Source organism: Cyclobacteriaceae bacterium, assembly GCA_013141055.1.
GTDB lineage: Bacteria > Bacteroidota > Bacteroidia > Cytophagales > Cyclobacteriaceae > ELB16-189.
The window spans coordinates 610,912-623,352 of the sequence record JABFRS010000002.1; the positions used below are offsets into that span (position 1 = coordinate 610,912).

Annotated in this window: 13 protein-coding genes; 4 read left to right on the plus strand and 9 right to left on the minus strand. The window is 41.2% G+C overall.

Annotated elements, in window-relative coordinates; all coding sequences use genetic code 11:
- Nucleotides 1–21: 21 nt before the first annotated feature.
- A complete protein-coding gene (locus tag HOP08_17205; protein ID NOT76668.1) occupies nucleotides 22–588 on the plus strand; it encodes a hypothetical protein in 567 nt (188 codons plus the stop codon).
- A 51-nt stretch (nucleotides 589–639) separates the two neighbouring features.
- Here HOP08_17205 and HOP08_17210 read toward each other — a convergent pair whose 3' ends face one another.
- Complete coding sequence (locus HOP08_17210; protein NOT76669.1) at nucleotides 640–1,185, minus strand: ORF6N domain-containing protein; 546 nt, start codon at nucleotides 1,183–1,185, stop codon at nucleotides 640–642.
- A 156-nt stretch (nucleotides 1,186–1,341) separates the two neighbouring features.
- Between HOP08_17210 and dinB the strand changes: the two genes are divergently transcribed.
- Genes dinB through HOP08_17225 form a run of 3 tightly spaced genes read left to right on the plus strand, consistent with a single transcriptional unit; the run spans nucleotide 1,342 to nucleotide 6,190 of the window.
- The gene (gene dinB, locus HOP08_17215) at nucleotides 1,342–2,520 is read left to right on the plus strand and encodes a DNA polymerase IV (protein NOT76670.1); all 1,179 of its coding nucleotides are present in this window, start codon (nucleotides 1,342–1,344) and stop codon (nucleotides 2,518–2,520) included.
- Between the two features lie 10 nt (nucleotides 2,521–2,530).
- A complete protein-coding gene (locus HOP08_17220; protein NOT76671.1) occupies nucleotides 2,531–3,079 on the plus strand; it encodes a 2'-5' RNA ligase family protein in 549 nt (182 codons plus the stop codon).
- A gap of 21 nt (nucleotides 3,080–3,100) precedes the next feature.
- Nucleotides 3,101–6,190 carry a DNA polymerase III subunit alpha gene (locus tag HOP08_17225; protein ID NOT76672.1) on the plus strand — a complete coding sequence of 1,030 codons (3,090 nt, stop codon included), beginning with the start codon at nucleotides 3,101–3,103 and terminating at the stop codon, nucleotides 6,188–6,190.
- Nucleotides 6,191–6,195: 5 nt separating this feature from the next.
- On the opposite strand, the gene HOP08_17230 is transcribed toward HOP08_17225, so the two are convergent.
- The 8 genes from HOP08_17230 to HOP08_17265 are packed head-to-tail and all read right to left on the minus strand — an operon-like array spanning nucleotide 6,196 to nucleotide 12,433.
- Nucleotides 6,196–6,543, minus strand: a complete 348-nt coding sequence (locus HOP08_17230; protein NOT76673.1) for an ArsC family reductase — start codon at nucleotides 6,541–6,543, stop codon at nucleotides 6,196–6,198.
- 1 nt (nucleotide 6,544) lies between these two features.
- On the minus strand, nucleotides 6,545–7,324 hold the full coding sequence (locus HOP08_17235) for a tryptophan synthase subunit alpha (protein ID NOT76674.1): 780 nt from the start codon (nucleotides 7,322–7,324) through the stop codon (nucleotides 6,545–6,547).
- A gap of 2 nt (nucleotides 7,325–7,326) precedes the next feature.
- Nucleotides 7,327–8,238, minus strand: a complete 912-nt coding sequence (locus tag HOP08_17240) for a DUF1684 domain-containing protein (GenBank protein ID NOT76675.1) — start codon at nucleotides 8,236–8,238, stop codon at nucleotides 7,327–7,329.
- A gap of 41 nt (nucleotides 8,239–8,279) precedes the next feature.
- The gene (gene trpB, locus HOP08_17245; protein ID NOT76676.1) at nucleotides 8,280–9,461 is read right to left on the minus strand and encodes a tryptophan synthase subunit beta; all 1,182 of its coding nucleotides are present in this window, start codon (nucleotides 9,459–9,461) and stop codon (nucleotides 8,280–8,282) included.
- Nucleotides 9,458–10,066 carry a phosphoribosylanthranilate isomerase gene (locus HOP08_17250; GenBank protein NOT76677.1) on the minus strand — a complete coding sequence of 203 codons (609 nt, stop codon included), beginning with the start codon at nucleotides 10,064–10,066 and terminating at the stop codon, nucleotides 9,458–9,460. Before HOP08_17250 ends, trpB begins: the two co-directional genes overlap by 4 nt.
- Nucleotides 10,067–10,083: 17 nt before the next feature.
- Entirely contained in the window at nucleotides 10,084–10,881 is a 798-nt protein-coding gene (trpC, locus tag HOP08_17255; protein NOT76678.1) for an indole-3-glycerol phosphate synthase TrpC, read from the minus strand.
- Complete coding sequence (gene trpD / locus HOP08_17260) at nucleotides 10,878–11,864, minus strand: anthranilate phosphoribosyltransferase (GenBank protein ID NOT76679.1); 987 nt, start codon at nucleotides 11,862–11,864, stop codon at nucleotides 10,878–10,880. The genes trpC and trpD overlap by 4 nt, the downstream gene beginning before the upstream one ends.
- A 2-nt stretch (nucleotides 11,865–11,866) precedes the next feature.
- Nucleotides 11,867–12,433, minus strand: a complete 567-nt coding sequence (locus tag HOP08_17265; GenBank protein ID NOT76680.1) for an aminodeoxychorismate/anthranilate synthase component II — start codon at nucleotides 12,431–12,433, stop codon at nucleotides 11,867–11,869.
- Between the last annotated feature and the right edge of the window lie 8 nt (nucleotides 12,434–12,441).

The following is a 12,441-nucleotide window of genomic DNA, read 5'->3' on the forward strand; positions in this document are numbered from 1 at the left end:
ATTTACCAAAAAATTAATGCGATGAAATCAGTTCTCAGTATTCTCATATTATGTTATGCAGTTTCTTTACCTGCACAAACCCTTCCCTTTTCTTCCATCACCACTTACCCGGATACCTACACGGCAGGTAGTGTAGCGGCACGAATGATTGATGGCCTGGGGTTTAGGTTTTACTGGGCAACCGAAGGATTAAATGAAAAAGATCTTGCCTACAAGCCAAGTTCTGATGCACGCTCATGTCAGGAAACAATCGAACACATTTATGAGATGTCGTTTATGGCCATGAATGCTCCCTTGAAAAAAGTAAATGTGAATGGTCAGGATGTAAAGCTCCCCTTTGCAGAAATGAGAAAAAAGACTTTGGAGAACTTAAAAGCAGCAAGCGACTTATTACGAAAAGCTACCGATCAGGATATGAAAGACTTTAAAGTTCTTTATTCGGACGGCAGGAAACTATATGAATATCCTTTCTGGAATTTAATTAATGGCCCGATAGAAGATTGTGTATGGCACGCCGGACAGATCGTTGCATTCCGAAGAGCATCAGGAAATCCGATTGCGGAGAAAGATTTTTTTATGGGAAAATAAACAGTATCCAAAAATACTGCATGAGAATCGTTCGGAATTAAAGCCGTCGTTCTATTTTTTCATTTTAAATCCTACAGGCTCACGGTTTTTTATAGATGGCTCCAGTAGTTCCTTGATCAGTTTAAAGATTGAGGCAATATCTAACTGGTGATCCATGTGTCCCTGCTCAAGCTTTTCGATTTTTTTGGTGAGCTCAGCATATTCAACAACCATTTGCCGCATCTTCACAAACATTCTCATAATCTGAATGTTTACCGCAATCGCACATTGACTATTCAGTACACTTGATAACATTGCCACACCCTGTTCTGTAAAGGCATAAGGAAGATATTTAGGAAAGTTTCCTCTTCCGTTTAAGGTCACAGATTGTGACCTTATAAAATCCCATTCCTTGTTTGTCAATCGAAACATAAAGTCATCCGGAAACCGGCTCATGTTTCTTTTTACTGCCTGGTTAAGGATCTTTGGCTCTACCTGATATAAAGAAGCCAGGTCAAAACTGAGCATAACCTTGTGCTTTCGAATCTGATGAATGTGAGAATAAAGTTTGCTCTCCAGCAGCATTACTTCTGATTTTTTAGTCTCCTTCTTACTCATGCCTTAAATGTTTTACAGCGTCTATAGCCTTTTCTAATGAAGGATAAATCCTGCTTTCTATGCAAAATAAGGACATTCTAAAGAGAAATACTAATATTTTTAGTATTTAATACTAATTTTTGTAGTTTAGCGGCTGTGGATCGGAATATCATTCATATGGACCTGGATGCATTCTTCGTAGCGGTAGAATGTAAGAAAGAACCGAAGCTTCGGGGCAAGCCTTTGATCGTTGGGGGACAAAGTCGTCGCGGAGTAGTGGCTGCGTGTAGTTATGAAGCGCGTCGGTTCGGGGTTCATTCTGCGATGCCCATGTATCTGGCTCTTCAGCTTTGTCCTGATGCGACCGTTATCTCCGGAGACATGGAAGCATACAGTCTCAACTCACATCTTGTAACGGAGATCATTGCCGATAAGGCTCCCCTCTTTGAAAAAGCGTCTGTGGATGAATTTTATATTGATGCGAGCGGCATGGACAAATTCTTCGGTGCTTTTAAGTGGGCAATAGAATTACAGAACAGCATTCAAAAAGAAAGTAAGCTTCCTATTTCCATGGGCATGTCTGTAAACAAGCTTGTTTCAAAAGTTGTGACAGGAGAATTCAAGCCACGGGCGCAACGAAACATTCCGGCAGGAGAAGAAAAAGATTTTCTCGCACCTCTTTCTGTTGAGAAGATCCCGATGATCGGAAAGCAGACATCTTCTTTTCTGTACGACATGGGTGTGCATACCGTCGCAACACTCCGTGAGATGCCAGTCAAATTTCTGATCAGTGCTTTCGGAAAGAATGGACTATCGCTCTGGAACAAAGCACATGGGATTGATGAATCACCGGTAGTTCCCTATAGTGAGCAAAAGTCTATCTCTACCGAATCAACGTTTGAAGAGGACACTATTGATGTGAAAAAATTGAAATCCATTCTCATCGCGATGGTAGAGAAAGTCGCATTCCAGCTTCGTGAGCAAAAGAAACTCGCATCGTGCATTACGGTCAAGGTGCGCTATTCCAACTTCGATACAGAAACCAAACAGATACATATTCCATACACCTCTTCCGATCATATCCTGTTGCATGTAGTGCAAGAGCTTTTTGACAAACTCTATAACAGGCGTATGCTGATCCGGCTGGTGGGCGTACGACTCAGCCAGTTAGTACAGGGTAATCATCAGATTAGTCTGTTTGATGATACAGAAGAAGACATCAATCTCTACGAAGCGATGGATTTCATCAAGCACAAACATGGAGCTGAGAAACTCATTCGCGCCACCACTATGGACGTAAACAAAAGAGTGCGCATGGAAATGAATATGTTCAAAGGAAAAGTTTTGAAATTATAACAGATCATATATGAAAAAGCAAGCAGGTTCTCTCCGTTCAAATTCAGGTTCATCCAATGAATTATTTTTTATCATCTCGCCTTCCAAAAGCGTGGTTGATTACGTGGCAGCCCTTAAGAATCACGTCAAAAGTGCTATTGGTCACACCTTCGAAGATGAATTTTCAAAAGCGCATATATCGTTATTCAAATACCGCGACGCACATCCGGAGCGGGTGCTGTATCAGATGGATACCAAAGTGTCGATGTTCAATCCCTTTCATGTTTATATCAAAAATCTGAATTTCTTCACTCATGGTCCTAACAAAAGAACGATCTACCTGGAGATCGTTTACAAAAATCCGATCTGTGATGTCTTTCAGGGGATCACGGGACAAGAAACAGGCTTCCTGCCGCACATTACCATTGCAAAGAATCTGGACACCAGCGACTTTCTTATCGCATGGAATAGCCTGAAGAATCTTTCCTACAGTGAATACTTTAAATGCGATCATATTACTGTGTTGAAGAAAGCCCCAAAGAAATGGATGCATTATATCGATCTGCCATTCGCCGCCTAGATCTGATAAAACTTAAATCTTATGTATCTCAACTGTCACACAGGATTTAGTTTCAAATACGGAACACTTCACACAAAAGAATTATTCAGTGAAGCGAAACGGTGCGGGGTACATAAAATCGTTCTTACTGACATTAATAATACAGCGGCCTATATGGAAATGCTGAGGGTGTGTGATGCAAACAAGCCCGATAAAAACAATCTTACCAAATTCGAAAAGGAACCTTATCAGTTAGACATCGCTGTAGGAATTGAATTTAAAAGAGAACACGAGCTCCTTTATATCGCCATCGCCAAAAATAATGATGGATTTGAAGCGATCAACAAGTTCCTCTCACATCATAATCGGGAGGCTATATCATTACCATCCCGTGCACCGGAATTTGAAAATGTCTTCGTTATCTATCCATTGGGGAAACGTGAACCCTCTCAACTGCGTCCACATGAATTTATCGGGATACGTCCACATGAGTTGAGTGCATTCCGGCTGAGTCAGCTTAGCAAAGATTGTGTAAGACCACATCATGTCAATGTACTGCATTCATCGTATTACGTGGTGCTTCATCCGGTCACCTTTCTCCCACCCCAGAGAAAAGACAACAAGCTTATTTATACAGACTTTAATACACATAGGCTGCTTCGATCGATTGCTAACAACACTTTACTGAGCAAGCTACCGGAACATCAGCAAGCGCTAAAAAATGAATTCATGGTTCCGGAAGAAAAGCTTGAAAAGCATTTTGCCGATTATCCTGAGATCATTTCCGCCACAAAATTTATACTGGATCAATGTTCAATTGATTGTCCGCAGCAGGTTGACAAGAACAAGAAATTCTTTACAAACAGCAAAGAAGAAGATCTTGCATTTCTCAGGAAAGAAACTGAGAAAGGTTATAAAAGAATTTTTGCAGATGAGAAATACAAAAATGTCTGGAGAGACAGGATCGAAATCGAATTATCCATCATTGAGAAGAAAGAATTTACCGCGTACTATCTCATCACTTATGATCTCATCAATTTTGCCAAACGCAAAGGTTATGATTTCGTAGGAAGAGGAAGCGGTGCCAACAGCACTGTGGCCTATTGCCTGGGCATTACCAATGTTAATCCTATTGAACTTGATCTGTATTTTGAGCGCTTTCTGAATGAAGAGCGTACTACTCCTCCGGATTTTGATATTGATTTCTCATGGGATAACCGGGATGAAATCTATAATTACATTTTTCAAAGGTATAATCATCATCATGTCTGCCTGCTGGGAACTCATGTCACCTATCAGGGCAAGTCCATCATTCGTGAGCTGGGGAAAGTTTTTGGTTTACCCAAGCATGAAATTGATGATCTCGTCGAAACCAGAAAAATCAGCATGGAGCGTGATCATATCGCAAAAATGGTATATGGTTATGCAGAGTTGATTGTTAAAAAAGAATTGCCTGCGAATTTCTCCATTCATGCCGGCGGGGTATTGCTTACTGAAAAGCCAATCTATGCCTATACTGCTACGGAGATGCCACCGAAGGGATATCCCGTATCGCATTTTGAAATGCATAACGCTGAGGATTTTGGTATTTACAAATTCGATATTCTCAGCCAGCGCGGACTTGGGCATATTAAGGAAACTGTAAAGCATGTAAAAAGAAATAAGGGCATCGATGTAGATGTCCATCGGTTTGACGACTTCAAGAAAGATGATAAGATCAAAGATCTCATGCGCAATAGCAGGGCCATCGGATGTTTTTATGTGGAATCACCTGCCATGCGGATGCTTCTGGGGAAACTGCGATGCGAAGATTATCTGACATTGGTGGCCGCCAGCTCGATCATACGTCCGGGAGTGGCAAGCTCAGGTATGATGCAGGAATATATCAGAAGATTCCATGCCGTACGAAACGGTGGAAGTTATGAGGTTATTCATCCGTTGATGGATGAATTAATGAAGGAAACTTACGGAGTGATGGTCTATCAGGAAGATGTTATTAAAGTGGCGCATCATTTTGCAGGACTCACGCTGACTGAGGCCGATGTTTTACGCAGAGGGATGTCAGGGAAATACCGGTCGAGAGAAGAATTTCAACGGATACGTGATCGCTTTTTTGAATCCTGTCGGGAAAAAAAATACGAGCAACGTGTCACTGATAGAGTTTGGCTGGAGATCGAAAGCTTCTCAGGGTATTCCTTTGCCAAGGGACATTCTGCGAGCTATGCTGTGGAAAGCTATCAAAGTCTGTTTCTGAAAGCTCATTATCCTTTGGAGTTCATGGTGGGTGTCATCAATAATTTTGGGGGTTTTTACAGAACAGAATTTTATTTTCATGAAGCACGTATGAATGGCGCCAGCATCGAAGCGCCATGCGTAAATCTTAGTGATCACCTCACTACGATCTATGGAGATAAAATTTATATGGGATTTATCCATCTGAAGAGCCTCGAGAATAAGCTCGCTCAGAATATTCCATTGGAACGAAAGAAAAACGGATCCTATAAAAGCATGGACAATTTTCTTAGAAGAACACCCGGCGTGGGTCTTGAGCAGCTTAGGATACTCATACGTGTGGGAGCTTTGAGATTTACAGGAAAAACAAAACAGAAGTTATTATGGGAAGCCATGCTTTATTTCAGTAATGCAAAAGCAAAGCCTACTACCACTGTTGATCTGTTTGATACGGAACCGAGAGATTATCCATTACCACCCCTCCATCGCCATACGCTCGAAGATGCTTTCGATGAACTTGAGTTGATTGGTTTTCCACTTTGCAGTCCGTTCAGGTTACTAAAATCTGATCATTCCAGTGATACAGTCAGTTGTGAACTCAAATCCAGAATTAACAAGCAAGTTCACATCATCGGTTATGTGGTCACCACCAAAGACACCAGAACGAAAAATAAAGAGACGATGAATTTTGGAACGTTCTATGATGCGAACGGAGATGTATTTGATACAGTTCATTTTCCAGATGTTGCGAGCAGGTATCCCTTCCGTGGAAGAGGATTTTATGAAATCTGGGGAAAGGTGGTAGAAGAGTTTGGAGTTTATACGATCGAAGTATCACGCATGAACAAGCTTCCAATGGTTCACAAGCGTCCAGAGAAAGCTTTTCAGGAAGTTCAATAAAAATCCTATTTGTACTTTGTCTTAAACTCTGCCTCGTCAAAGCCCAGTGTAATTACTTTCTTCCCTTCTTCAATCAAAGGACGCTTGATCACACTGGTCTTTTCCATCATCAATGCAATAGCACTCGATTCATTTTTAACCTTCGCCTGAGTAGCTTCATCCAATTGCCTCCATGTAGTTCCTCGTTTATTGACGAGTGATTCCCATCCCACCTGACCGCTCCACTCTTTCAGCTTAGCAGCAGATATTCCTTTTGATTTATAATCATGAAATTCAAACTCAATCTTATTCTTCTTCAACCAGTCGAGCGCCGATTTTACGGTATTACAATTCTTGATGCCATATACGATCATATCAATTAGATTTTAAATTTTTAACAAACTCCCCAATCTCTCCTCCTGAACCAGATCGGTTCTTCAGCAAAGAAATAAAAGAACTACCTACAATGGCGCCTGATCCATAAGCACACGCGGTAGAAAATGTTTTGTGGTTGGAGATTCCAAATCCGATCAGGAATGGATTCTTCAATTTCATCTGGCTTATTTTCCTAAAGTATTCCTCTTGATCAGAAGAAAAGGAATCTCTGGCACCCGTTGTACTGGAAGAGGAGACTGCATAAATAAATCCATGCGTTGAATCATCAATCTTCCGTATCCTTTCCTCTGAAGTTGTTGGAGAGATCAGAAAGGTATTACACAAACCATAAGCATCCATGGTCTTCTTGTACTCTTGTTGGTACTCATCCATCGGCATATCCGGGATGATCAATCCATCCACTCCTGCTTCAGATGCATCTTTGCAGAATTTTTCTACACCATATTGCAGAACGGGATTGAGATAACCCATAAGAATGATAGGGAACTTCACCTCTTTGCGGATATCACGCACCTGCTGAAGCAATTTGATCAATGTCATTCCGTTGTCGAGTGCAATCTTGTTACTTTCCTGAATGACGGGCCCATCCGCCACAGGATCAGAGAAAGGAATTCCTATTTCAATAAAATCTGCGCCTGCTTTTTCAAGTTCTATGGCAATGGCACCTGTATCTTCCAGAGAGGGGAACCCGGCGGTATAAAAAACTGACAATAGATCCTTGCTCTTTTTTTCAAGAAGAGTAGTTATTCTGTTCTTCATCTTTAGTGATTCATGCCGTAGTTCTTTTCTCCGGCGGTAATTGAAATATTTAATACATTCTGCTTTGGCGGTAATGGACAGGTAGCAAAAGAAGTGAATGCACAGGGTGGATTGTATATTTTATTGAAATCAATAATAGTCTTTCCATTCGAATCCGGCGGCTTCACATACATATATCTTCCTGCACCGTAAGTTTCATGAGTATTGGTGTTGTCTCCGACAATAACAAAATACTCATCACCACCTTCGTCCAGGACATCAAGACGATATTCACTCCCGTCAATGCTAAAAATTAACGTACCAGGTGATGGCTGATTGGTGGTTTGTCCTAACACATTAGTAATAGGAATGGTCTTTGTTGAATCCAAAGCTCTTTCAAAAGTGGCTTGCAATCTCCAGAGAGGGTCGACCGGAAATCTTTCAATACCAGTGAAGTTTTGAATTCCAGAACTTTCAAAATCACGTATGCGAACTCCGAATTTATTGTCGCGTTTAATGATGAACCATTGCAATGATCCATAATCCTGAACGACAGCCTTTGCAGAATCAGGATGATAAACTACTAATGATTTAATCGGCTTGCCATTACTCATAATATCCACACCGGGTAGTGTTTCAATTGTCACACTATTTTGCTTCAGAAGAAAGAATCCGGCGCGGTCCGGTATTTTACCCTGTGGAAAAACAATATTATTCTGTGAACCACTTCCAAAAGTATTGATCCCATCGTTCAGCCAATACAAACCAACAAGGTTCAGCCAGCCTTTTGGACCCTTCAGATCTTCAACGCGTTTCTTGTGCCAGGCTTCTATCTCCGTTTTATACGCCTCAACATCAAGGGGCATTTCTTTAGACTGCTTCGATCCGCAAGCCGTCACAAAAAATAGGCTTATCAATAAATAGACAATTCTCATATGCGTCAGATTTTTCAATTTCATTTTTTAATCTTTCTTACTCAATACTTTCCCCACTTGATGTATGTCTCCAGGTCCTTATCTCCTCTTCCTGATAAGTTAATAACCACAACATCGTCGCTATCGAATTGAAGTTTTTTGAGAACTCCAACAGCATGTGCACTCTCAATCGCAGGAATAATCCCTTCGTTTCTGCTCAATTCAATTCCAGCCTCCATTGCTTCGGTGTCGGTCACACTTAAAAACTGAACACGACCAACATCAAACAAGTGTGCATGTAAAGGACCAATACCGGGATAATCAAGTCCGGCAGAAATAGAATAGGGCTCCACCACCTGACCATCTTCAGTTTGCATCAACAATGTCTTACTTCCATGTAATACTCCAGGCCTACCTAACGCAGTGGTTGCCGCCGACTCACCTGAGTCAACTCCCTTTCCTGCAGCCTCTACACCAATAAGATTAACATGATCTGCATCGAGGTAGTGATAAAATGCTCCTGCAGCATTGCTTCCCCCACCAACACACGCAATTACATAATCCGGAAATGGATTTCCTTCCGCTTCTGTCAACTGAGTTTTCATTTCTTCACTGATCACGGATTGAAATCTCGTAACCATGTCAGGATAAGGATGAGGCCCCACTACTGAACCTATTATATAATGAGTGTCGACAGGATGATTGATCCAATGTCTCATTGCTTCATTCGTTGCGTCTTTCAACGTCATGCTGCCACTTAAGGCAGGGACAACCGTTGTTCCGAGTATGCGCATCCTCTCAACATTCGGACGTTGGCGCTCCATATCGTGCTTACCCATGTACACAATGCACTCCATGCCCATCAGTGCACATACCGTTGCCGTTGCTACACCGTGCTGACCTGCACCAGTCTCCGCGATGATTTTTTTCTTACCCAATCGCCTGGCCAAAAGTATCTGACCAATTGTATTGTTAATCTTATGAGCACCGGTATGACAAAGGTCCTCCCTCTTTAAATAGATTTTTGTTTTGTACTGCTCTGATAATCTTGAGGCGAAATACAAAGGCGTAGGTCGTCCGACATAATCCTTCAGCAGTTTATGGAATTTCTTCTGAAATTCGGGTGAATAGATGATGCTTAAGTAACTCTGACGGAGCTCTTCAACGTTCGGATAAAGCATTTCAGGAATGAATGCTCCCCCGAACTGACCATAGTACCCTCTTTCATTTACTGCGTAACTCATATCTGCACTAGTTTTTTAATCAAGCCAACATCTTTTACTCCAACCGCCTTTTCCACTCCACTATTAACATCAATCGCATAAAGATTCATATCCGAAAGGTTTTTTATATTCATAATATTCAAGGGAGAAATTCCACCACTTAAAAAAAACGGAATCTCCTGATCATAATTCTTTAGCAAATCCCACTGAAATGTAATTCCATTACCGCCGAAATCCTTACCCTTCGTATCAAATAAGAAATAGTTAACGCTTTTTTTGTAGTTGAGGGTTGTTTGAAAATCAAATTCGTTTCCTACAGCAAACGCTTTTATGATCTCAAATCCTTTTTCCTTTAACTCATCACATTGCTGAGGTGATTCATCTCCATGAAGTTGAATCAGATTAAGAGAATGTTCTGTGGCTGTGTCAGCAATCTCTTCCGTTGACTGATTAACAAATACACCCACTCTTTTAATATCCCTTGATAGCGAATCAGGGATTGCAAAATCTTTTCCAACAAAGCGCTTCGAACCTTGATAAAAAATAAAGCCCATATAGTCAGGATGTAACGCAGCAACATCCAGAATATTTCCAGCGTCCCGCATTCCACAGACCTTTAGCTTTATCTTTTCTAATGAATTCATTACCCGATTTTCCCCCCTAACTCATTAATAAACTTCAAGGCTCCCGCTCCAGGATCCTTTTGCTCCATAAAAGTTTGTCCCATTAAAAAACCCCGGAATCCATAACTTTTCAGTTCAACAATTGCCTGCACAGAATCAATCCCACTTTCAGAAATTTTTATTACTTCTTCCGGAATGATTCTCGCCAGCTGTTTGCTCGCTTCAATACTTACTTCAAAAGTCTTCAGATTCCGATTGTTCACACCAATGATATCAACATTAGCATTTAGATTATTTATTAGCTCTTCCTCATTATGAACTTCCATTAAAACTTCCAGGTGAAGAGAATGCGCCAGCGAGCAAAGACTTTTCAATTGATCCGGCGATAGCATTGCTGCAATGAGCAATATAACATCTGCCCCCATCGCTTTAGCTTCAATAATTTGGTACTCATCCAGAATAAAATCCTTTCGCAGGATGGGACATGCATTCACTTCTCTTCCATTGATCAGATCCTGACTATTTCCTCCAAAGAATTCTGAATCTGTAAGAATAGAAAGCGCTGATGCCCCTGCCGCTATATATCCCTGAGTGACTTCTTCGACTAAAACTTCAGCATTTATAATTCCCTTTGAAGGTGACCTACGCTTGAATTCTGCTATTATGCCATGACGATCTTCTCTCAGCAATTCCTTTTTAAGTGAGATCGTTGGCCGCGTCCAATACTTCATCTTCTCCAACATGACCTCCGGAGAAGCCAGCTTACGCTCAGCGATTTCCTTAAGTTTATACTCAACGATCTTATCAAGTATGTTCATTTTTCAATAAGCTTTTTAAATGCAAGATGAGCCATTCCTGATTCAAGAGATTCCTTTGCTTTGCCGAAAGCGTTTTCCATGCCAGACTTACGATCCGCGCAATATAATGCCATACCAGCATTTGCAATCACTACATTATTCTGAGCCTGAGTTCCCTCTCCTTTCAGAATTTTCAAAAAGATCTTTGCTGACTCCTCAACTGTTGATCCACCTTTGATCTCTTCAAATTTGATCTCACTCATCCCCAGATCTTCGGGCTCATAAACTTTTTCACCTTCATTGCTAAAAACTTTAATTGGCCCTGTGAGCGAAATCTCATCAAAGCCTTTCAGATCATGCAGGATGACGAATTCTTTCTTAGAATTCTGATAGAGATATCCATACTGTCTGGCGAGTTCAAGACTAAAAACCCCCACCAATTGCCTTCTTGGAAAAGCCGGATTTACCATCGGCCCTAGCATATTGAAAAAGGTCTTTACACCCAGTTCCTTCCTGATGGGAGCAACATTTTTCATCGCCGGATGAAAGAGCGGTGCATGCATGAAGAAGATGTTTGCACGTTCCAGACTTCGCTCAAGTTCTGAAATATCATTCGTGAACTTGTAACCAAAATACTCCAATACATTCGAAGACCCACTGACAGAAGATACTCCATAATTACCATGCTTGGCAACAGGCTGACCCGCGGCAGCAACTACAAATGAAGACAATGTTGAAATATTAAAAGTATTCTTTCCATCACCGCCGGTTCCACAGACATCCATTACAGGCAAATCAAAATTTACAGGAACACACAATTCCAGCATGGCATCTCTGAACCCCTGAAGTTCCTCAATCGTGATGCCTCTCATCATGTAAACAGTCATGAATGCACTCATCTGGCTGGGGTTATACTTCCCCGATGCCAACTCTACCAAGACCTGTCTTGCTGCGTCTTTACTAAGTGAGCGATGCTCAATCAATTCATTTAATATCTCTTTCATAATCAATTGTTCAGCCAGTTTTCAATCAGCTTCTTTCCATGCTCTGTCATTATTGATTCAGGGTGAAACTGGACCCCCCTTACATCATACTTCTTATGGGCAATAGCCATGACCAATCCAATAACACTGACAGCAGTAATTTCAAGATCACCTTTGATGCTCTCAGGAACAACCGCCCAGGAATGATAATGTGTCGCGTCAAATTTCTCCGGGATGTTTTGAAACAACTTCTCCGAACCTTTTGTTACCTGCATCTTTGAAGTAACTCCATGAAGAACATTGGGAAGATTAAAAAGCGTTGCCCCATAAACTTCTGCAATCGCCTGATGCCCCAGACAAACCCCAAGAATGCTCTTAGTAGGTCCATACGTTTTAATGACCTGCTTAAGAATTCCAGCTTCGTCCGGAATACCAGGGCCAGGGGATAACAGTATCTTATCATACTTACCAACATCCTCAATGCTGATCTTATCATTTCTGAAAATATCCATTTCAAAACCAAACTCCCGGATAATATGTACCAGGTTATAGGTGAATGAATCATAATTATCCAATACCAGTATTTTCATAAGTCCCA

What these genes read in the sequence shown, in the direction of transcription:
- HOP08_17205 (NOT76668.1), top strand. Translation starts at nt 22, where the DNA reads ATGAAATCAGTTCTCAGTATTCTCATATTATGTTATGCAGTTTCTTTA.
- trpB (NOT76676.1), bottom strand. Translation starts at nt 9,461, where the DNA reads ATGAGTTACGCAGTAAATGAAAGAGGGTACTATGGTCAGTTCGGGGGA.
- HOP08_17225 (NOT76672.1), top strand. Translation starts at nt 3,101, where the DNA reads ATGTATCTCAACTGTCACACAGGATTTAGTTTCAAATACGGAACACTT.
- HOP08_17230 (NOT76673.1), bottom strand. Translation starts at nt 6,543, where the DNA reads ATGATCGTATATGGCATCAAGAATTGTAATACCGTAAAATCGGCGCTC.
- HOP08_17210 (NOT76669.1), bottom strand. Translation starts at nt 1,185, where the DNA reads ATGAGTAAGAAGGAGACTAAAAAATCAGAAGTAATGCTGCTGGAGAGC.
- HOP08_17240 (NOT76675.1), bottom strand. Translation starts at nt 8,238, where the DNA reads ATGAGAATTGTCTATTTATTGATAAGCCTATTTTTTGTGACGGCTTGC.
- trpD (NOT76679.1), bottom strand. Translation starts at nt 11,864, where the DNA reads ATGAAAGAGATATTAAATGAATTGATTGAGCATCGCTCACTTAGTAAA.
- dinB (NOT76670.1), top strand. Translation starts at nt 1,342, where the DNA reads ATGGACCTGGATGCATTCTTCGTAGCGGTAGAATGTAAGAAAGAACCG.
- HOP08_17265 (NOT76680.1), bottom strand. Translation starts at nt 12,433, where the DNA reads ATGAAAATACTGGTATTGGATAATTATGATTCATTCACCTATAACCTG.
- trpC (NOT76678.1), bottom strand. Translation starts at nt 10,881, where the DNA reads ATGAACATACTTGATAAGATCGTTGAGTATAAACTTAAGGAAATCGCT.
- HOP08_17220 (NOT76671.1), top strand. Translation starts at nt 2,531, where the DNA reads ATGAAAAAGCAAGCAGGTTCTCTCCGTTCAAATTCAGGTTCATCCAAT.
- HOP08_17235 (NOT76674.1), bottom strand. Translation starts at nt 7,324, where the DNA reads ATGAAGAACAGAATAACTACTCTTCTTGAAAAAAAGAGCAAGGATCTA.